Here is a 19,095-nt window from a genome sequence, read left to right as displayed (position 1 = left end):
CATTACCCTCCATTGACTGACAGGGTTTGACGGTGCCCTTGTGCCTGGAACACAGCCTGATGATCGGAGATACTGACCAACGTCCACTCAAATGCGCTTTCACCCGGAGTCAGTAAACGCATCTGAGATATTTGGGAACGAGGATCTGTGTCTCGTGGAATAATAACGGCATAAACTTGTTCTCCCCGACGTTCAATACCAGAAAGTATGAAAGGAGCCACTATCCGTTTCTTCGTTCGAAGAACTTCCCGATCAGGTGTGCCCGCTTTTTTACCCGCATGCTTTTCCTGCTGAGATTTCCACGCGATTAATGCGTCAACGCGTATTTCCTGCTGTTTCCCGATATTTTTCAATACACTTACTGCTTCGGTAAGATCCTGATGAGCACGGCTTAAATCAGTAACTGACTGTGCGAGCTGTTTTTGTTGGTCGTTAATGGCTCCCTGTTGCGCTATCAATGCCTGATGAAACCGGTCATTTTGCATTTGCCAGTCCTGACGGGAGACAAAGCCGGTATCTGCCTTATCAAGCCGTTCGTGCAACTTTTGCACCTCATCAGGCAAATGCTGGAATGATCCATTTCGCATCAATGACTGAAATTCCACTAACTGATGATGTTGCTGCCGTACCACGAATGCCAGCAACACTATGCTGACAATAACAAGCAATATTGACAGATACCTCAGACATTTTTTTAACGACAACAATCTGGGTTGGGTCTTTTGAGAAACCGCCTGCCGCAAGCTGTCAATTTCAGCTTCAGACGTCAGCGACGGCGACAGAGAAGGTATTTCAGTTGTCATACCACAGTATCCTTGTTTATTTCATTTGGCACTGTGTCTGGCGTACTTTTCAGTATTATCGGGTTGCCTCAAAAAACAATGGACACAGGAATGCAACTTATTCAGTAGTGATTAGAGTCTAATCATATGATTACCCGACACAGGGAAGCATACTGTGCAAAACCAGAGAGGATGACGATAAAAAATTCAACATGAAAAAATGAAAATTACACTCCAATATAGAGCATAAAATCTGTGGGGTACTACATTGGCGTTTATGCCGCTATAGCTAATGTAAAACCATCAACCATATTCCGACTAGCTCATTAATTTTGATGCTGGGATACCAACGTTCAAATTGTGCCTTTAGCTCGCCATTCAGAACTGCCGTCCGAGAGGAGCATTTAAATGATTGCCCCACGGTTTTTTACGCTCTCAACTGTTTCAGTTAAATTATTGCCTGCGTCATTTATGATATTACCGTTGGAGTGATTTTCCATATCTCCGGTTGTCGAGTGATGGCTATCACCTTCAACATGCAAAATTGAGTTACCCCAAGCATCAAATTCAAATGCAGTGCCTGTAGGCATATGAGTAACCCGATAACCCCATTATTCGTACCGAAAGATGCTACATTGACAGATTCGTAGCTTTAAAGATACAATAATTTATATGAACACGATCAAACATTATCTCACCTCCGATAACCGGGACTTGTATATGGAGTTCCTGAAAGGTATTCGTGACCCTATAGCGAAATCGAAAATCTCGTCACGGGTTAACCGAATGGCTACCGGAAATTTTGGTGATAATAAACCTTGTCGAGAGGGTGTCTGGGAGCTTCGCATAGATCAGGGGCCTGGCTACAGAGTGTATTACAGCTTAGTTGGTCGTGAAGTGGTGTTATTGTTAGTTGGGGGCGATAAACGAACCCAAGATGCCGATATAGATCAGGCGATTGAATGTCTGAAGGACTATTTGAAGAGGTAATTATGGCCAAAGCACGTTTACATGATGATGCAATGGTGCAGCTTCTCCGTGAAGATCCTGAGTTTGCTCAGCATTATCTGCATCAGGCATTTGTTGATATGGATGAAGAAGGCGGGCAGGAAGCATTTCTTATGGCATTACGCCATGTTGTAGAAGCACGAGGAGGAATGGCACAGATTGCAGATAAGGCAGGTGTTTCACGCGAGACTCTGTACCGAACGCTGTCGCCTAAAGGCAATCCGACTTTGAAAACTTTGCGTAACGTCGTTGCAGCAACAGGATTTCAATTCTCTCATATCGCATTAATAGCTTAATTCTGCCAGATAATTATAACCGTCAAGCCTGTGATTAACGACGGTTTTCAACCCACATCAGCCTTATTTTTACATTTGCCAGTCCTGACGGGAGACAAAGCCGGTATCCGCTTTATCAAGCCGTTCGTGCAGATTTTGCACCTCATCCGGCAAATGCTGGAATGATCCATTTCGCATCAATGACTGAAATTCCACTAACTTGATGATGTTGCTGCCGTACCACGAATGCCAGCAACGCTATGCTGACAATAACAAGCAATATTGACAGATACCTCAGACATTTTTTTAACGACAACAATCTGGGTTGGGTCTTTTGAGAAACCGCCTGCCGCAAGCTGTCAATTTCAGCCTCAGACGTCGGCGACAGAGGAGGTACTTCAATTGTCATACCACAACATCCTTGTTTATTTAGCACTGTGCCTGGCATACTTTTAGTATTATCGAATTACTTGACAAAACAACGGACACAGAAATGCGACTTATTCAGTAGTGATTAGAGTCTAATCATATGATTACCCGATACAGAGGAGAATACTGTACAAAACCAGAAAGGATGACGATAAAAAACTCAATATGAAAAAATAAAAATTATCCCCTAATATAAGATGTTATTTTTCCTGCTTCACCACCACCATAACACCACGGGCAGCCGTTGAAACATAACGCCATTCATACAGTAAGTTTTGTAATGTAATTCCTGCTCGTTCCCAGCGAGGGATTACCACGTTAACCATTCGGTAACGCCATGTTGGGTAATGCGCCAGAACCGAGCAGGCCAGCTGTATCTGAGCAGGACGCATCAAATGAGAACGAAAGTAATGTTCCGGTGAACTCACCTTGCGTGGTCAGATAACCACAAAATGGGATGTTAACGGAAGGGATTCTCAGGCCAGGGCAACAGCTCATTCAACCGATTGTTCGGCCAGACAGGCAGCCGGCTGAGGACATCACGTAACCAGACCCAGGGCTCATGTCCGTTGGCTTTGGCCGTTTCCAGCAGGCTCATTATCATGGCCGCCCGTTGCCCCGCGGCCAGTGAACCCGCAAAAAGCCAGTTCTTTCGGCCGAGCGCCACACCCCGGACCGCATTCTCCGCCCGGTTGTTGTCTATCGGCACCCCCCCGTCATCCAGATAACACACCAGCGCCGACCAGCGCTTCAGCGTGTAATCTATCGCTTTGCGTAACCCCGAGTTGGGGGCCGTTTGGGTCTGCATCGTTTGCAACCAGGACCGGAACTCATTCAGCCACGGCCGGGCATAACGCTGCCGCCACTGACGCCGTTTATCCGGCGGCCGGTGTTTGATTTTTCGCTCCAGCTTGTACAGGTCACGAATGCCATCCAGCGCCTGTTTCGCCACCGGACTTTGGCTCGCTTTGTATTGGTCAAAGAATTTGCGGCGGGCGTGAGCCCAGCAACCCGCTTCGGTGATATCCGCCCGGGCATGCAGTGCGTTGTAACCGGCATAGTCATCCGTCACCAACGTGCCGCCCGACCAGTCTTTCAGCAGGCTCTGGGCATAACGGCCGCTGCGGCCGGGATGCAGCTCATAGTATACCACTGCCGGCGAGGTATCGGGGCCGGTGACAGACGTCCACAGGTAAGCTCGCTGGGTCTGGCCTTTTCCCGGGGCCAGTATCGGCAACGGGGTCTCATCGGCATGCAGCACCGGGGACGTCAGCAGCGTCTGCTTCAGGGCATCGGCTAACGGTTGCAACGCCACCGCCACCTGCCCCACCCAGTCCGACAGGGTGCTGCGGGCCAGGGTGACACCGCTGCGGGCATAGATTTGCTGCTGACGGTAGAGCGGCAGGTGGTCACGATATTTAGCGACCACCACCTGAGCCAGCAACCCCGGCTCTGGAAGGCCCTTTTCAATAAGATGGGCGGGCTGGGCTTTAGCATGCACACACTGACAGCGCGCGCAGCTGTACTGCGGGCTGATATAGCGCCGGACGATAAACGTGGCCGGACGGTATTCCAGTCGCTCACTGATTTCATCACGCAAAAAGCGCAGGGCATGACCGCAATCCGGGCAGCTCTCCGTCTCCGGCGCCAGCCGGATATCTTCACGGGGTAAAGTCGCCGGCAAAGGCTGACGTTTAGGCTGGGCCGGGGTCGCGTTTTCCTTGATATGCAGGCGTGACAGCCGGGTTTCCAGCACCGCGATATCGGTATCGGCATCTTCCTCAAACTGACTGCGTTTGGGACCGGCAGGCAGGGTTTCGCTGTGCGCGCCAAAACGCCAGCGTTGCGCCTGTTTCAGGGCCTCTTCCAGCTGGCGAATATAATCACCTTGTTGCTGAAGCAGCGCCAGTGCCCGCAGGCGGAACTGGCCGGGGTCATCCAGCGCGATTAAGTCATTGAGCGTCATGCCGACAGTGTACCGGATAATTCCCCGTCGTTATCCGGTAAAAGTGTGACCGGGGTAGCGGAATTAGTTTCGCCAGCCGGACAGGTCATCTCCCTCGACCTGTTGCCAGTGAATGCCGCGGATGAGCCAGTCAAACTGGGCGGGCGTCATCACCCAGCTGCGCTCGCCCTGCTTCGGCCAGACAAAATGGGCCCGGTGCAGACGGCGGGTACACAGCCAGACGCCGTGTCGGTCCCAGCGCAACACCTTGAGACGGGAGCGGGCCTTGTTGCAGAAAATAAAAGCGGCTTCGTCCTGCCAGCGCAAATTCAGCCCCTCCAGGTGCTGGGTCAGGGCATCAATGCCCCGGCGCATGTCGACGGGCTCTCGCACCAGAAAGAGCTGTTGCGGTTTCAGCATCGGGTCAGTACCCGCATCACGTCAGGCAACAGCGTCAATGGACAGGCGATGGCATAGCCGTCTGGGGTATGCAGGGTGACGGTGCGCGCGTCGTCAGGCTGGAGTGAAACCGGTAAGAGGGCGGGCAGTGTCTGGCTGAGAGGTTGGGGGATGTTGTTACTGTCGGCAATCCAGTCGCGGAAAGCGGAAAAACTCAGCTGATGCTGTTCGCAATACTGTTTTCGGGTCAGGTCACTGTGGCGCCATTGGGTCACATGGTGTTGTTTTTGTTCCGGGGTATATCGGCTACGGCTCATGGTGTCAGTCTCCAGGTGAAGATAAGGAAGCGGTAGCGTGCATGGGCCGGAGAGGAAGAACAAGGTGAGATGACCGGACGTTTACGAACGAAACAGAATATCCCTGTCTGCCCGCAAAAGTGCCCCCTCAAGTTCGCGAACAAATGCCGCATGAAAACACCGGGTTCGGCTCCGTGTCAGACGCCCTACTCTGTCAGTCGGGGACAAATGAATGACGTAATACCGTTTTTTCCTGTGTCGAAAACCCGAACAGATAAATCCCCGCCAGGGCGTTAATCCGCTCACTAGTGCAAAGCAAGGACAACACAAAACCCCTAAAATAAAAATCAAATATATTAACACGTTACGTTTTAAAGCTATTTACAACAGGTGATGACATAGGCTGATTCGCTGCGTTGGTGACCCACAAATTTAAGTCCCGCCGCATAATATCCAGGCTTACATCGGTGTTCAGCGAAATCACGTCCGCCCCAGTTTCCATCCCGATAACATTGATTCTGCTGCAAGGTGGCCTCTCCTTTTGTCCACAGACCAGACTGGCAGGACAATATGGCGCCTTTGCTGTCGCGGCTAACCAATCCATTGGGTAAACAGGCCGTACCCGCCACTGCTACTTTATCAAGTTGTAAAAACTCTCCTATCGACAAACGCCCATCAGCCCGGAGGGTACCGCTTTTGATTTGCCCCTCAGTATAAACGCTTTTATTATTGACACTGCGAAGCCAGTTGCTGTCCGACATCACCCAACCACCACCATAGGTTTCATTTAACCAGCCTTTATTCTTTGTCGTCACAACCCAGCCATCGTGGCTACGAATATCCCCCTGAAACTGGCCGGCATTCGCCCGGATATCGCCACTGAAATGACCAGCCTGTGCATTCACGGTAGCCGTATTGTTCAGGTTGTTGCCTCCCATGTTAATGTCAGTATGCATTTTGTTCAGCTCCGGACGACCGGGGACAGCAAAACGGTACAATCGATCTCTCTCCTCACGAGCAGTAGATAACTCATCTGCGCTCAATAACACGGCCAGGTGACCTTCACCACTGTTTATCCCAAAATCCTTTAAAGGCACTGTCCATGTGCTCATTGCGCCGGTAGCGGTCTTGCCATCCCGAATATATCCTCCCAATCCGGTAGAGATATCCATCGATATCAGGCGCAGGGCTTTATAAGGTAATGGACTCCCTTCTTGTGTCACCACCATTGCCTGCAATAGTGCCGGATCCTGGGTATTGCGCACTACAGCGGTCTGATAGCGCTGTCCTGAACTGTTGGTGTCTTTGAATCCGGATGGCAACAGTCCGGTTTTTCTCAACATATCCGGGGTGATCATCACCGGTTGGGTTGTCGTTGCTGAATTCCGCAACCTATCATAATAACGGCCAATATAAGCTTTCGATGCTGCACTGAAACGACTGCTTTGCGCCGCCATGACCTGCCAGGACTTCTCTGTCAGATAATCGTTGTAAATGCGGGTTCCCAACGCCGACAGTACCAGCAATATCATGAGTCCGGCAGCGGTGCCCAGCATCATATATCCCCTATCCGGCCCTGGCCCCCTGCTGCTGCCACAACACCCCTTTCTTTCTGTCACTATTAGATTACCCATATTGGCTGATATAATCGTTCCAACAACATGACCACACTCCCCAAACTAAGCCAAGGCCCCAGTGGCCCGCCTTTCGTACCTTGATGAGGTAATTGTGCCAAATGCCACAACACGAAACCGGACAGACCCATCAAGCAACCTATCAGTGCCGGTAAGCCTGTCAGCCAGGCACTCAGTGCTCCCATCAGCCAGACATCCCCCATCCCCAGCACTTCACATTGAGAGTGCCGGTTCATCAGCTCGCGTAACACTCCCATCCCAGCAAGCATAAGCACCGTAGCCAAAAGAGTTATTGATACTGACGGCAACGAAATATTGACCAAGACACCGGACACCAGGCAAGCCAATGTAAACTGACGAGGAAGCCAGCCACTCAAAACATCCATAACCGATAATTGCAGCAAAAAACTCAGCAGCAACAGTGCGGCTATCCGTTCCATCAGCGGCGCTGGTGATAACAACATCAATGTGCCCGACATCACGTACAAACAGATAGCTATTCTTGGTACCGGATGCACTGAACACATCAACAGACCGTATTCCTGCAAAAATTTACTCACCGGACTAAGCAGCACGCATCCGATGACAAATAACGTCATCATAACCAGAGGGGTATATTCTGTAGGAAAGCTAACCGCAATCAGTGTCTTCATTTAACCATTAATCGTAAAGATCAGTTTATTGGTCCCGGTACGACCGTTGTTCCTTGTGCATGCTGTACTGGCGCTTTCCAGTGTCACCTTGCCATCAGCGTGATGAGTATTATTAATAGTAATCTCTGATGCACTTCCTCCCCGGCTCATCCCAGTCGCTAATGAAACACAGGCAGACTGCGGGACTCTCTCGTAAGTTACCGTGAACCCATTATTAAATCCCCCTGTGCTGCTCGGTCCGACCTTAACCTGACCACCCCAAGTGTTCCACAGCGTGGCATTACCGACAGTCGTATCGCCGCGAACCGTCATACTCTTCGGTACGCCACCCAACTGAATCAGGACGCCGGTCATCTTGTCTGCGTGACTAAATTCATATCCACCACTGCCTTTCATTAACCCCTGAGTACTGGAGATGATAGTTTGCAGATTCGTTGTTTCTACAACCGCATCCTTGCGGTCATACAACATATAAATGCCCCCCAAAACTACAGTAATCACGGCAATCACAACCAGAGCCACCGCACCATTTTCCAAAATAGCCCAACCCCGTTCAGGGGGACGGGCCATTCGGTCTTGTTTCTGTATCATCATGTACTGCATTGATTTATTCCTTATATAAAGGGTTCTTTACGGAGAAAGTCGTTAAAAGGAGGTTTAATTTAAGGGGATTACGGCAGGATATTAGCCATGCTCTGTATTTCCATGACGGCCAACAGGATCAACATAAATGCCCCGACAACCAGCAACAGTGAACACAACATGACCAAATTAGCTCGCCTGTTCACCCGAACGATGGTTTGATCCAGCCACCGCTCACCATAGCGTCCAATCATCTCAGAAGTACCATCACCTTCCGTCAGTAATGACAGAAAATTCACCGCTTCCTTTGACGGAAAGTCATAGCCACAGTGATGCAATGCCCGGCCAAAGTGATCCCCTTCGCGGACACAATCAGCAATAGACTCCAGACGAATCTGTAACCAGGGAGATGCAAAGCGTTGCAGGATAATTAACGCATCCAGCGTCTGAACCTGGGCACGCAAAAGGGAAGCCATGTTCAGTAAAAAAATGGCGCCCTGAATATCGCTATAGACCGACCAGGGGATAAAATGATCCGCTATGCGGCGCAGACGGTTGACCCACCGCGGTAGCGAATACGCCACGCCCACAATAAAAGAGATCAGTAAGACACCACACCACAGAAAAGCATGCTCAAAGAACGTCGCCATTCCGTTCAGCCATGCCAGCACCCCCTGCCAGTTTTCCGGATCTGCAATATTTCTTAGCGTTGGTACCAATTCTGTTGCGGTGATCACCAGTAATCCCGCCATCAGTAGCACCAACAGCAAGGGATAAATCATCATTCTGAGCGACACCATCAGAATACGCTGACGGCAACCTATCAGTGTCATGGCCTGACTCAGCGCTTCAGGCAAATGACCGCTGCGCATACCCGCACTAATTAACGCCGCCTCTTCTACCGGTCCCCAAACAGCCAGCACATGTTCCAAGGTATTCGTTTGACTGTTATCAGTGAGCGCCGAGATGCAATCGTCAATGAGTTCAGCAAACGGATGCCAATGGGTATCGAAATGCGTATACACATCACGTATCTGCCGCAACGCTTTCAATAACGGTATCTTGTTTTCAAGTAAAAAACGCAACGCCTCATAAAAAATGATGCGATAACTGGGTAAGAAAGTGTGGCGAACTAACACATAGCGCAGACGCCTGCCCCATGACATTTCACGCATCACACGGCTCCATCAGCAAATAATCATCTTCATCCAGCGGACAAACTAAGTCGGCTTCCAATGGATCAATCAGCCCGGCATTCAGCTTATGCAGTAGATGCTGGCGACGCGTAATCCCGCCTAAGTTCGATACCCAGTGTTGTCTCGCGGCCTCTTTGCCCTCAGTCATCAACAAGGTAAAAAATCGCGCATCGGGCCTAATGACTTCTGCCACCACGCTACGACCGGTCACTCCCCGGCTAACAATCCGTCCGCTCAGGGTAATCGTCTGGCAACAATGTTCACATCCTTCAGGGTGGCGAAAATATAAATTCTCTACGCAACAGGTACCGGGAGCATGGCAATAACGCATCAGATAAGCCCGTTGTTCCTCATCCAGTACCGCCTGTTTCTGTGCCCAAGGTACCCGACAGTGTGGGCATAATGTCTGCACCAAACGCTGACTAATCAACGCAATCAAAAGCTGTGCGTCGGCGATCAGCCCCGCATTCACCCCCATGGTTATCATGCGTTCAGGAATACCGACTGCGCTATTGGTATGCAGCGTCGTCATGACACTATGTCCCGTTTGCGCAGCATAAATTGCCGTTAGCATGGAAGTCAGGTCTCGCATTTCGCCTGGCATAACGGCATCAGGATCAAGACGCAGCGCAGAGGTGAGCGCCCGGTGCCAGGCAAGCCTGACCGCCTCTTCATCACTTTTGTCACACACGATGGGCGTTTGAATCGCACCGGCAATCCTCCCCTCCGGAGGGTCTTCAACGGTCAATAACCGCTTTTTACCGCCAGTCCGGTCAAGATACTGGCGACAAAAAGTGCGTAATGTCGTGGACTTCCCAGAACCGGTTGGCCCCGATAACACAATCAAGCCCTCCGGCAATCGCAAGATACGGGAAACCCGTTTAATTTGCTGTGGCAAAAAACCTAATTGTGTCAGTGTAGGCACTTTGTCACCATCATCAGCAATCACGCGCATCACAACATACAACCCATCTGCGGTTGGTGTATGGCTGTACCGGGCGCCATACAAATGTACCCGACGCAGAAAATCCGCTTTAATCCTCCCGTCCTGCTGACGGCCTGGAAAAAATTGCGTTTCAGTGACATCACACATTGACAGGATGATCGTGGATGCCAGTGCCATTCCCTCCTCTTCCGACAGTTCATTGACGACTTCCAGTTCACCGTGAATACGCATTTCAATTCGGGTCAGTCCTGGACTGATGGTCAGGTGAATATCTGACGCATTCAGTTTTTTTGCCAGTTCAAAACAGGTCAGTACCTGCTTCTGGCGTTCACTCACATCAGTTAGGTCCGACAGACACACGCCCTGTTCATTCGTCCGCTGATTCTGTTTCTGGCGGTTCGCCTGCAATTCTGACAAATTGACAAAGCGAATTTCTGCTTCTGGCGTGGCTTCAAGTAATTGCATGACCCGGGTCTGGACCTGGGGATCGCCCCGACGATTGTTGTCAATTAATACCGTAGCCTGTTGTTCTTCACATAACAGCAACACGGCATCATTAACCTGGATGTTTTCTTTCATTCCCTGTCTTCTCTCAGAACGTGAGTACCGAACCATCACTTAGTGTGACCGCAGAAAGCGTGATCACCTTAACTTTGAACTGAGTGCCAGGCACTGCGTCACCGACAGCTAACTCCATCACACCGCGGCCCGGCAGGCTTACGCTCGCCCGCAATGCATGCCCCCGACCATAAATCTCCTGAACCACCGGACGGGTCACAGGTTGTCCCGCTGTCATCACAGGCGATACGGTCACCGGCAGATCGATATTATTATTGCCCGTCAACCCCAAAGGCTGACTTTCTGTCAGTTGGCGTTGTAATTTAGCCCGCTGCAATTCTGCTTCCAGCAGCAGATTTTTCGCGTGTAAATGCTCTAACTGTCCCACAGTCACACCCGCAGATGCCTCTGTCATCCCTGTTACCGAAAGAGCGCTATCTTCTGTTGCCCATACGGGTGAACTGATAAAAATTAGCCCACTTAACACACTGATCCACAAGGCAGTATTATTTCCGGGCATAAATGTATCCCTCAGTCTGATAGGTTAACTGTCCCTGTGAGGTCAGGGTAAACGTGAGGCTGTTCATTCGCAGCCCTGTATCATCCAGTTCAGCAAATAGCCATGCTGGCATCACCCGACTACTGAAGCTGAACAGGTATTCTCGCCAATCCTGGGAAGGTATAGATTGCCCGTCGCCCGGTAATGCCGATGCGGGAGTAAGTTCATTTAACGTCAGAGGGATCTGCCATTGCTGGAAATTCGAAACCATCTTCATCAACTGTACTGAAACAGCAGGCACCGTTTCATTGCGAACCGGCAAAGGTTTCCACGGCAGGAATACCCGGCCTTCTTTTGCGCCCTGAACCAGGTCAAAAACCGGTGACTGCTTAAATACACTCTGTACACGCTGAACAAAATGCGCTGCTGTACCGCCAGGCATAATCTCGTAGTGAAGGCGGACGCCATCTTTTCGGCATGAACCTGCCGTCAAGCGCCAACCCGCCAATAACACCGGGATCGTCCGACTGGTCATGACACAACGTGCCAAAAACGCGGGTAACAACGGCTTATCGGCCCACGGATGAGGTAAGTCAACCGGTTTTGGCGTTTCTTCAAACAATCGTGCTGCCCTGACTTGAACGGTTTCAGTCATCGGTAATCTCTCATCGGGAGATTTTCCTGACTGCAATAACACCCATACGACAATCAACAAAGAGATGAATACAGCCATCAACAATAATGGTGACCGCCACCGCCGTTGCAGGCGACACATCCGATACTGATGAGCCGACAAAGCAGAAATTATTGAGCGCCAATGCGCCGGATTATCAGGGTCAGATACCACCCGCCAGCTTTTATCTGGAGCCGGGTTAAACGTTAAAAAACGGGACAGTGCTGCATTGACATTCTCGCGGGTTCCGACAATATCGGCCATCACGGACGGCAAACCCTTCTGCGTTGCCAAAAATAACCATTGCCCTTCGCCCAAATCATAGATCCCGTACCCGTTTGGGCCGGAATGCGATAAAAAAGCGATGGCTAAAGAATACGGTGTGTGACGGCAATACAATTTCCTGATTATTCCCGTCCCCATCATACGAGCAGTCTGCTGACGTCTCCCCGAACGATTGCCCACGACCAGATGTACATCGATGTATTGAGATCGACTGGCTACCGGACGAACACGTTGCCTTCTGCGGGGTCCCCGTTTTACTTTCACGTACGGTGACCAACGCAGGCCACCGATCCAACAATGGCGATCGGCCTTTACAACCGTGACTTCGGGTATCTCACCGGATATTTCTAAATCGATGCTTTTCATTGATTCATGCAGCCTTTCATTCCTCAATCCAGTAATACGGGGGTGATCAAAATAACCAACGTGCTGCGCTGATTCTCTCCGGACTGTCCTCCCCCAAGCAGGAAATTACCTGGTGTAAAGGTTCCCGTCTTAGTCACCCGAGTATCAGCCTGTTCAAATCCGGTGAGTACCAGCGCCTGCCCGGCACGTAGATTCACTTTCTGACTCAGTGAACGTAACCGGGTATACGGCATCTCGATATAAGAATTGCCTTCTTTAGATGTGAATGAACGGATAGTCGGCGGATCAGACAGGTTAAAAGCCACTTGTAACTGAACATCCCCATTACGCTGTATCAACGGCAACAAAGTCATATTAAACCCGGTAGTGATCATCCCGGGCGTCAGAGCTGTGGTGGCTCCCACATCCGTAGCCGTCGTTGTACTGCTTTGAGCCACGTACACCGTCTGATCAGCCATCTGTATCGGAATGGGGGTCAAATTAGTGGTCGCACTTCCTTGAGAGGTCACCACACTGACATTACCTTGCTCGCTCAACGCCTTTATCAGCAGGCTGGAACCGGAGAGTTTTGCCGCTTTCCCTGTGGCACTTTCCAAAATACTGACACCCGCAGACGTTGTCCCACTGCCCATACCGCTAAAACTGCCAGACAGCGTAGCCCCCAAATTATGCAATGAGTTATAAACTAATCCCCAGTCCAGTCCCATTTGCTCTTTACGGCTAGTGCTGACACTCAGCACCTGAACATTCAACAAAACCTGACGGTTGAGAACAGTATTTTGTTCTTCCACATAACGGGATACCGAATCCAGTACCGCCGGCGTGTCTGTTACCATCAGCGTTCCACTGGAGCTTGACAACCAGAACCGACCACGCTCGGGCGTCAACATATTCTCGACTGTCTTACGGATGTCTTCGTATAAATCACTGTTCAGATCAACCGTGGTTTTCTGTGAAGAGCTGGCCTCCCCAGAGACAGAATTGTTGACATTACCACTGCCCCCTGATGTCCCCATACTACTGGTTGACCCTGAGGCAACACTGGCATTACTACTGGTACGGGTGTTGAGAACATTCAACTGAAATGTCCGGGTTTCAAACCGATAAAACACGACTGCCCTGTTATCCCTCTTCCATGCAATCCCTAACCGGCTGGCAATATTGTCTAAAAGCCCCGTCAGCTCCCCTTGCCAATTGAGACCCGTGAGGACTTCTGGCTCTCGACGCTCATCAGCGTTAATTGAGTGTATATCTCGATCATCCAGCCAATCCAATGGCATACGTCCTTTATCATCAGCTGTCGGTAATGCCCTATTCATCTGGCGCGTCAACCCACCCGCCGTGGTTGATACTCGTGATAAAACATCGGGCGCTACCGTGACCCGAATACCACAAAGTTGGGTAATGCGTTGTCCTAGTTCCGGTAATGTCAGCCCGACTTTACTGTTAATAATCGTTATCTGACAGGATGGTAACTTTACCGACGCGACAGGCTGAACTACCGGTTTCAGATTCACCCAGGGTTTATCTACCCAGGTTACCCCCGGTTGTTTCAGGCTATGCTGTTGATGCAAATGCTGTTGTGCTACCCGACTTTGCACACTGGCCTCACGCGCCATATTATCCACTGCCGGCAAGGTACAACCGGACATCAGCGCCATGCCTGTTACCGCCGCCAGTGGAGCAAGGCAAGTACAAAGCCTGAGTGAACACCATTTATTTTTCATCACATCCTGTCCGTTTTTTCAGTTGAAATACACCACATCACCATCGCTAATCCCGTCAGGAAGAGTGAATCCTATTGCCTGGCCGGATAAGCCATACAACCGTCCCTGTCGGACTTCACCAATCAACATGGACCCCTTAGTGCGTTCGCGCAGAGCGGTGACAAGACCGGGTATTTCCGGCATCCACACCCAGAGCCGGCCTTGACTGATAACATGCCGGATACGGGCATCAGGCTGAAAAGGCAGAATGAGCTTACGGAGATCCACCGTGCCATTTTTAGATGCATAGCCGCCACGCCAGTGATTAATGGCACTGGCTAACAGCAACATTTGATCTGCCAGTATTCGAGCCCTTGCGTTGTCACGATCGATATGCAGTTGTTCTGCCTGTCGCAGCTGTATACCCCCTGCAATCAACAGAAAAACCAAGGCAAACGCACTAATGACGTACCCCATGACGGCTTACCGGGTCACCGGTTTATCACTGACTGAAATCAGGCACTGAAGGCGGCTGACTTCGGCAAACAATGGCTTCTCAGCCTGTCGATAAAGATCAAACACTTGTACCAACAAGGACTCAAAGTTGCCTTTGAACATCAACGGCGCATCAATGCGGTAATCCGTCGGTGACGACCACACCACTACCCAGTGTCCCCCTACCGGGCAATCCGTTGTATTAGCCCACCGCTCCAACGTTCCACGCAAAGTGGTTCCTGTTTCCGCACGCCAGATGTTGCCTATCGGTACCGTTGCCACTGGTGTACTGCCGCTCAGCAGGGATTTAATGGGCTGAGTAGGTGATACTGAAGAAATGGTTGTGGATTTCCCTCCTGTCACAGAAGATTGAAGGGTATCTGTTTTCGGTCTTTCAGCTATCAGGGGCTTCACCGGTAACGGCGTGGCTAATGTGCTATTGGACAATGTAGATGCCGATAACGCCGGTGAAGAAGCTATTTGCAACGGTACCCGCATTTTGGGCTGTGTTATCCGGCCAACCGTTGTCTCGGAAAACTGACGATATTCATCACGTAAAACAAAACACACTTCACGATTCACCTCATCTACCCGGATACGCCATGCTGGCCCGACAACAATCTGTAACGCTTCACTGAGCCGTATCGGCCCCATTTTGCGTTGAATAGCCGGTAATGGTCTGCCTATCAATTTAACGAAATGGGTTGCGGTGGTATCACACAGCGAATAACCTGTTCCAAAAAGCAGATAGTGCAATCCATCACCAATGCGTTGTACCAATGGTACTGGCATGGTGATATTGATGATTTGATTGAGGGGTTCACGCTGCACAGCCTGGCTGCCTACACTCACCAAGGTATAGCGATCATAGCGTGTAACTTCTGGTGTCAGAGAATAGATATCGGATACAGCGGGACTTGCCTGATGAGAACGGTGAAAACTTACACCGGATGCGGTAGCCTCCTGAGTTTGTCCGGCACACCCAGCTAATACCATGACGAGCACCCAACTGAGTGAGAAAAAAACAGGGTTTTTCATGCGCATTCCCATGCAGGTGATCCTAAATGCGGCTTACTGTGCGGGGATCCGGGACTGTGCTCAATGCAGAACTCTTTTTACAAAATCAAAAAAAACGCACCAATCGAAGTCAGTGCGTCAGATGAGTCAATTCGTCAGAGTGAAAAGTTAATGCCAGAACAGATCTGCCTGCCAGTTATGAGCAAACCCAGAGCTACGCAGATAAGGCTGAATCGCCGGATATCGCTGTATCAGATCATCAATCGTGTCAAAAAAGTTCAGGCTGGTAATACCGAGTGTTTTTATCATCTGATTCATGACTACCAGAACATTATAAAGGCGATTCGTCTGTAGCGGCGCAACGGTAAGAAGATGCATACGTCCCGTTGAAATATTTAGCTTTATAAATTACTGTGCGCGGCAAGTGTGTGATCGAGACGGCTGCGTAATTTAACTTCCAGTCCGACGATGACCTTAAAAAGGTAAGCTCGGAGCTCTTCATCAAACCGGTAAATCTGAACGCCATGCTCAAAGAACGCTGTCGGACGGTAATGCTTGCCACCGGGGCTAGCCGGATCGAGGAACAGATGCAGGTAAATTTTGAAGTGGTGATAGCTTATCTGGCTAAGAATTTGTTCTGCATCGGCAGTATTCTGAAACTGAAGATACTTAGCCTGTAAATCGGCAACAAGATCCCCCCAGTGAGCGATACGGCTTTGGATAGAAGGCATAAGGCATGATTAGCAGTCATCCCTGAAGGGGAAAAAAGAGGCCAAAAAAAAGCCCACTAACATCCCCTAAGGGAACATTGCGAGCGTTGTTAAAGCTAATACTACGCCTGACGTAGATTTTGTCAACGCATTTTGACACTTTTGTCAGATTCGCATAGGGTTATTCTCGGTATCTGTGAGTAACCAGGCTTTTGAATTGCCCTAGAATATTAAACTGCAACATAGTGTGGTGAAGATAAAGGCAACCAATCCCACGCTATTGAATTGGCAAAAACCATTGCCACGCAATGGAAGGAGTAACCGATGAAAAGCCAAGAAGTAAAATTCAGCCACTACGATACTGCCGATTATCTCCAAACAGAAGAAGATACTGCGGCGTATCTGGAAGCTGTGATAGAAGATGGTGATCCTTCCCTTATTGCAGCTGCTTTGAGTGACATAGTACGAGCCCGTAACATCAGCCAACTAGCAAGAAATGTTGGAATGAACTGAGAAGGGCTTTACAAGGCCCTTTCTGGCAAGGGAAACCCTACATTCACAATAATCACAAAGGTTGCTAACGCCTTGGGGCTACATTTTATTATGCAACCCATTAGAACACCGGCAACGCACACTCAATAGGATCAAACCTTGTTTTTCTCCAACATATTGGACTAATTTTCGATCGAAGTAGAATAGGTGGAAAAGACGGACATAAAGCCTGTTTCTATCTACACAAATTCCCTGTTGCAAAATAGGGAATCTTTTTGAACTTATCGTAATAACAACAATCAATCCCTTAAGACAAGAACATAGAGTAAGCCTCTGGTTTGAAGTCACCTCCCCAGCGGTTTCTCATCAAACCGTGCTTCCGATTACTCTACACACAGCCTTGCTGTGTGGTTAAGATTTACGGTTTATTCAGGTTCACTTTCGTTACAGTTTGCCCGCCCTGACAATCTGTGGTAGGAGGGAACTTGTTCGGCATTATTTCCATGCTTCAATCACCATCTACACATATGACATAGCTACATCGTTAAACTAACCAACTACGGCGACAGGACTATTACCTGCAAGATATCAAACAGTTTTTCAGTCCATTCAGAACGGCTATGAATACTAATGGATATCTAAAATCAAAAAGTACTAATATTTTCATTAGGTTAATGAAAGATCTTGAAACGTAAATTATTTTGTCAATTTAAAGTGAATTTTCTAAACAAAACTTACAAGTTCTGGTTGATGGGTTGATGGTCAGTAACCAACAATAGTGAATAAACTGCCCCCCAACATCATGATAATAGATGACACCATTCCCTGAAAATTATTTCAGTGCGAGTAAATTGGCCCCTTCCCCAAATTTAATACCAAGCTCAATCAGAGAGCTTCGTCTTTCTGGTAAAGTTGGATAAATTCCACCGGTGTAATGATTTTTTAATGGTCATTTTTTCCTGCCGAAACAGTAATATCAAAACCATTTCAGCTCTTGGTTGTTGCAAGAGCGCTATAGTAACCACAATAAACCACTTTAGCTGACTGACAACGCTACAACCCCTATCAGCTATTACAACAACAATGTCCTTAGGACATTGTTGTTGTAATAGTAACATGTTGTCAAGCTGTTTTTTTGTTTCCCTTTAATTCATGCAGTTACAGTCTCATTTCGAAGTCTTAAAACTTGACATTAAACATCTGTCAATGTATAAGTCCTTAGGACTTATACATTGACAGGTATCATATTAAATATGAAGAAAACAACTTCACTGCGAGATGCACTAAGGCTCATAATTCTTAACTATCATCCTAAACCGATAATTGCTCTTCATGAACTCAATATGTATATCTACATGCTCTACCGTGACAGGATGTTTGATGGTATCCGCATTGGCAAAATCCAGGCAACTGAACCGGACAAACGAATCATGGATGATGCTCTGGAAGACATGGTTAATCAGGGAATTCTGTCACCCATTATTCCTAGTTTTATCTGGCAAATCAGTAACAAAAACCAAGCGAGTGCTCAGCAGATTGCCTGCTGTCTCACACCTTACTCCCATCTTGCCTATCTGTCCGCAATGGAATGGCATGGCATCACCGATCGTATTCCACATATTGTGCACCTGATCCAAGCACCTCTTAATACTGCCCGGAGCCTTTATCAGGAACATTTACTGAAGGATTTCCCCGCTATAAGCAACATGCAACCTCTGATGATCCGCGGGTTCACTCCATACGAAAAAATCGATGGCAAGGAGCTGATTTTCCATACCCATAGAAACTACAGAAAAAAGCAGGAACTCCATGACTCCGGTGGGATTCGGGTAAGTAACATAGGTGAAACCTTTCTGGATATGCTCAGGGAGCCGGATCTGTGTGGCGGTTTCTCGCATGTACAGGATGTGTTCCGTGAATATGCTGGTGAATACCTGCCTGTAATCGTCAAAACAGTTGATAAAAATGGAAAAGGTATAGATAAAGCCAGGGTAGGTTACCTTCTGGAAGAAGTCTGTGGACTAACCCACCGCACGATTGAAACATGGAAGAAGACTGTTCAGCGTGGAGGAAGCCGTAAATTAATAGCATCAAACCCTTACAAAAAGACATACTCCGAAGTATGGTGTATATCCATCAACAACTGATA

23 protein-coding genes are annotated in these 19,095 nt (G+C 49.0%); 4 read left to right on the top strand and 19 right to left on the bottom strand.

Annotated elements, in window-relative coordinates; translation table 11 throughout:
* Positions 1–2: 2 nt before the first annotated feature.
* Positions 3–803, bottom strand: coding sequence for a hypothetical protein (locus PluTT01m_RS05490; RefSeq protein WP_011145423.1), 801 nt, complete (start codon positions 801–803; stop codon positions 3–5).
* 383 nt (positions 804–1,186) lie between these two features.
* Positions 1,187–1,372 carry a hypothetical protein gene (locus PluTT01m_RS05485; RefSeq protein WP_011145422.1) on the bottom strand — a complete coding sequence of 62 codons (186 nt, stop codon included), beginning with the start codon at positions 1,370–1,372 and terminating at the stop codon, positions 1,187–1,189.
* An 82-nt stretch (positions 1,373–1,454) separates the two neighbouring features.
* Here PluTT01m_RS05485 and PluTT01m_RS05480 point away from each other — a divergent pair, with 82 nt between their 5' ends.
* Together PluTT01m_RS05480 and PluTT01m_RS05475 are read left to right on the top strand one after the other, a co-directional pair.
* Positions 1,455–1,772 (top strand): type II toxin-antitoxin system RelE/ParE family toxin, encoded by a 318-nt coding sequence (locus PluTT01m_RS05480; protein ID WP_011145421.1) that lies wholly within the window; start codon positions 1,455–1,457, stop codon positions 1,770–1,772.
* Between the two features lie 2 nt (positions 1,773–1,774).
* Positions 1,775–2,086, top strand: a complete 312-nt coding sequence (locus tag PluTT01m_RS05475; RefSeq protein WP_011145420.1) for an addiction module antidote protein — start codon at positions 1,775–1,777, stop codon at positions 2,084–2,086.
* Between the two features lie 142 nt (positions 2,087–2,228).
* Here PluTT01m_RS05475 and PluTT01m_RS05470 read toward each other — a convergent pair whose 3' ends face one another.
* The 17 genes from PluTT01m_RS05470 to PluTT01m_RS27420 all read right to left on the bottom strand — a co-directional run bounded on the left by PluTT01m_RS05470 (position 2,229) and on the right by PluTT01m_RS27420 (position 16,475).
* A complete protein-coding gene (locus tag PluTT01m_RS05470) occupies positions 2,229–2,474 on the bottom strand; it encodes a hypothetical protein (RefSeq protein ID WP_011145419.1) in 246 nt (81 codons plus the stop codon).
* A gap of 220 nt (positions 2,475–2,694) precedes the next feature.
* Positions 2,695–2,922, bottom strand: a complete 228-nt coding sequence (locus PluTT01m_RS05465) for a hypothetical protein (protein WP_011145418.1) — start codon at positions 2,920–2,922, stop codon at positions 2,695–2,697.
* A gap of 32 nt (positions 2,923–2,954) precedes the next feature.
* Entirely contained in the window at positions 2,955–4,460 is a 1,506-nt protein-coding gene (locus tag PluTT01m_RS05460) for an IS66-like element ISPlu20 family transposase (protein WP_011145417.1), read from the bottom strand.
* A gap of 63 nt (positions 4,461–4,523) precedes the next feature.
* Entirely contained in the window at positions 4,524–4,859 is a 336-nt protein-coding gene (tnpB, locus tag PluTT01m_RS05455; RefSeq protein WP_011144475.1) for an IS66 family insertion sequence element accessory protein TnpB, read from the bottom strand.
* Complete coding sequence (tnpA, locus tag PluTT01m_RS05450) at positions 4,853–5,155, bottom strand: IS66 family insertion sequence element accessory protein TnpA (protein ID WP_011144474.1); 303 nt, start codon at positions 5,153–5,155, stop codon at positions 4,853–4,855. Before tnpA ends, tnpB begins: the two co-directional genes overlap by 7 nt.
* Positions 5,156–5,511: 356 nt before the next feature.
* Positions 5,512–6,693, bottom strand: coding sequence for a shufflon system plasmid conjugative transfer pilus tip adhesin PilV (gene pilV / locus PluTT01m_RS05445; protein ID WP_157866897.1), 1,182 nt, complete (start codon positions 6,691–6,693; stop codon positions 5,512–5,514).
* 62 nt (positions 6,694–6,755) lie between these two features.
* On the bottom strand, positions 6,756–7,421 hold the full coding sequence (locus PluTT01m_RS05440) for a prepilin peptidase (RefSeq protein WP_011145415.1): 666 nt from the start codon (positions 7,419–7,421) through the stop codon (positions 6,756–6,758).
* Positions 7,422–8,024, bottom strand: a complete 603-nt coding sequence (locus PluTT01m_RS05435) for a type 4 pilus major pilin (protein WP_011145414.1) — start codon at positions 8,022–8,024, stop codon at positions 7,422–7,424. It lies immediately after the preceding gene.
* A 68-nt stretch (positions 8,025–8,092) separates the two neighbouring features.
* Positions 8,093–9,178, bottom strand: a complete 1,086-nt coding sequence (locus PluTT01m_RS05430) for a type II secretion system F family protein (protein WP_011145413.1) — start codon at positions 9,176–9,178, stop codon at positions 8,093–8,095.
* Complete coding sequence (locus PluTT01m_RS05425) at positions 9,171–10,724, bottom strand: GspE/PulE family protein (protein WP_011145412.1); 1,554 nt, start codon at positions 10,722–10,724, stop codon at positions 9,171–9,173. The genes PluTT01m_RS05430 and PluTT01m_RS05425 overlap by 8 nt, the downstream gene beginning before the upstream one ends.
* A 13-nt stretch (positions 10,725–10,737) precedes the next feature.
* Positions 10,738–11,223, bottom strand: a complete 486-nt coding sequence (gene pilP / locus PluTT01m_RS05420) for a type IV pilus biogenesis protein PilP (RefSeq protein ID WP_049789746.1) — start codon at positions 11,221–11,223, stop codon at positions 10,738–10,740.
* On the bottom strand, positions 11,210–12,526 hold the full coding sequence (pilO2, locus tag PluTT01m_RS05415; RefSeq protein ID WP_011145410.1) for a type IV pilus inner membrane component PilO: 1,317 nt from the start codon (positions 12,524–12,526) through the stop codon (positions 11,210–11,212). Before pilO2 ends, pilP begins: the two co-directional genes overlap by 14 nt.
* Before the next feature lie 23 nt (positions 12,527–12,549).
* On the bottom strand, positions 12,550–14,253 hold the full coding sequence (pilN, locus tag PluTT01m_RS05410) for a PilN family type IVB pilus formation outer membrane protein (RefSeq protein ID WP_011145409.1): 1,704 nt from the start codon (positions 14,251–14,253) through the stop codon (positions 12,550–12,552).
* Positions 14,254–14,271: 18 nt separating this feature from the next.
* Entirely contained in the window at positions 14,272–14,709 is a 438-nt protein-coding gene (gene pilM, locus PluTT01m_RS05405; protein WP_011145408.1) for a type IV pilus biogenesis protein PilM, read from the bottom strand.
* Positions 14,710–14,715: 6 nt separating this feature from the next.
* Entirely contained in the window at positions 14,716–15,765 is a 1,050-nt protein-coding gene (pilL2, locus tag PluTT01m_RS05400; RefSeq protein ID WP_011145407.1) for a PFGI-1 class ICE element type IV pilus protein PilL2, read from the bottom strand.
* 147 nt (positions 15,766–15,912) lie between these two features.
* Positions 15,913–16,122: a hypothetical protein gene (locus PluTT01m_RS27425; RefSeq protein ID WP_011145406.1), complete on the bottom strand. Its 210-nt coding sequence runs from the start codon at positions 16,120–16,122 to the stop codon at positions 15,913–15,915.
* A gap of 23 nt (positions 16,123–16,145) precedes the next feature.
* Positions 16,146–16,475 (bottom strand): Abi family protein, encoded by a 330-nt coding sequence (locus PluTT01m_RS27420; RefSeq protein WP_011145405.1) that lies wholly within the window; start codon positions 16,473–16,475, stop codon positions 16,146–16,148.
* A 303-nt stretch (positions 16,476–16,778) separates the two neighbouring features.
* Between PluTT01m_RS27420 and PluTT01m_RS28045 the strand changes: the two genes are divergently transcribed.
* On the top strand, positions 16,779–16,967 hold the full coding sequence (locus PluTT01m_RS28045; RefSeq protein ID WP_011145404.1) for an addiction module antidote protein: 189 nt from the start codon (positions 16,779–16,781) through the stop codon (positions 16,965–16,967).
* Between the two features lie 1,232 nt (positions 16,968–18,199).
* Positions 18,200–19,093: a type IV toxin-antitoxin system AbiEi family antitoxin domain-containing protein gene (locus PluTT01m_RS05380; RefSeq protein WP_011145401.1), complete on the top strand. Its 894-nt coding sequence runs from the start codon at positions 18,200–18,202 to the stop codon at positions 19,091–19,093.
* Positions 19,094–19,095: the final 2 nt, after the last annotated feature.

Origin of the sequence: Photorhabdus laumondii subsp. laumondii, from assembly GCF_003343245.1 — a bacterium.
Classification (GTDB): Bacteria; Pseudomonadota; Gammaproteobacteria; order Enterobacterales; family Enterobacteriaceae; genus Photorhabdus; species Photorhabdus laumondii.
This window is presented reverse-complemented; position numbering and strand designations above follow the sequence as displayed.

Coding starts and splice junctions, on each gene's coding strand:
- PluTT01m_RS05460 (WP_011145417.1), bottom strand. CDS start 4,460: ATGACGCTCAATGACTTAATCGCGCTGGATGACCCCGGCCAGTTCCGC.
- tnpA (WP_011144474.1), bottom strand. CDS start 5,155: ATGAGCCGTAGCCGATATACCCCGGAACAAAAACAACACCATGTGACC.
- pilL2 (WP_011145407.1), bottom strand. CDS start 15,765: ATGAAAAACCCTGTTTTTTTCTCACTCAGTTGGGTGCTCGTCATGGTA.
- PluTT01m_RS05475 (WP_011145420.1), top strand. CDS start 1,775: ATGGCCAAAGCACGTTTACATGATGATGCAATGGTGCAGCTTCTCCGT.
- tnpB (WP_011144475.1), bottom strand. CDS start 4,859: ATGCTGAAACCGCAACAGCTCTTTCTGGTGCGAGAGCCCGTCGACATG.
- PluTT01m_RS05435 (WP_011145414.1), bottom strand. CDS start 8,024: ATGCAGTACATGATGATACAGAAACAAGACCGAATGGCCCGTCCCCCT.
- PluTT01m_RS27425 (WP_011145406.1), bottom strand. CDS start 16,122: ATGCATCTTCTTACCGTTGCGCCGCTACAGACGAATCGCCTTTATAAT.
- pilP (WP_049789746.1), bottom strand. CDS start 11,223: ATGCCCGGAAATAATACTGCCTTGTGGATCAGTGTGTTAAGTGGGCTA.
- PluTT01m_RS05480 (WP_011145421.1), top strand. CDS start 1,455: ATGAACACGATCAAACATTATCTCACCTCCGATAACCGGGACTTGTAT.
- PluTT01m_RS28045 (WP_011145404.1), top strand. CDS start 16,779: ATGAAAAGCCAAGAAGTAAAATTCAGCCACTACGATACTGCCGATTAT.
- PluTT01m_RS05430 (WP_011145413.1), bottom strand. CDS start 9,178: ATGCGTGAAATGTCATGGGGCAGGCGTCTGCGCTATGTGTTAGTTCGC.
- PluTT01m_RS05440 (WP_011145415.1), bottom strand. CDS start 7,421: ATGAAGACACTGATTGCGGTTAGCTTTCCTACAGAATATACCCCTCTG.
- PluTT01m_RS05470 (WP_011145419.1), bottom strand. CDS start 2,474: ATGACAATTGAAGTACCTCCTCTGTCGCCGACGTCTGAGGCTGAAATT.
- PluTT01m_RS05425 (WP_011145412.1), bottom strand. CDS start 10,724: ATGAAAGAAAACATCCAGGTTAATGATGCCGTGTTGCTGTTATGTGAA.
- pilV (WP_157866897.1), bottom strand. CDS start 6,693: ATGATGCTGGGCACCGCTGCCGGACTCATGATATTGCTGGTACTGTCG.
- pilN (WP_011145409.1), bottom strand. CDS start 14,253: ATGAAAAATAAATGGTGTTCACTCAGGCTTTGTACTTGCCTTGCTCCA.
- PluTT01m_RS05490 (WP_011145423.1), bottom strand. CDS start 803: ATGACAACTGAAATACCTTCTCTGTCGCCGTCGCTGACGTCTGAAGCT.
- PluTT01m_RS27420 (WP_011145405.1), bottom strand. CDS start 16,475: ATGCCTTCTATCCAAAGCCGTATCGCTCACTGGGGGGATCTTGTTGCC.
- pilM (WP_011145408.1), bottom strand. CDS start 14,709: ATGGGGTACGTCATTAGTGCGTTTGCCTTGGTTTTTCTGTTGATTGCA.
- pilO2 (WP_011145410.1), bottom strand. CDS start 12,526: ATGAAAAGCATCGATTTAGAAATATCCGGTGAGATACCCGAAGTCACG.
- PluTT01m_RS05380 (WP_011145401.1), top strand. CDS start 18,200: ATGAAGAAAACAACTTCACTGCGAGATGCACTAAGGCTCATAATTCTT.
- PluTT01m_RS05485 (WP_011145422.1), bottom strand. CDS start 1,372: ATGCCTACAGGCACTGCATTTGAATTTGATGCTTGGGGTAACTCAATT.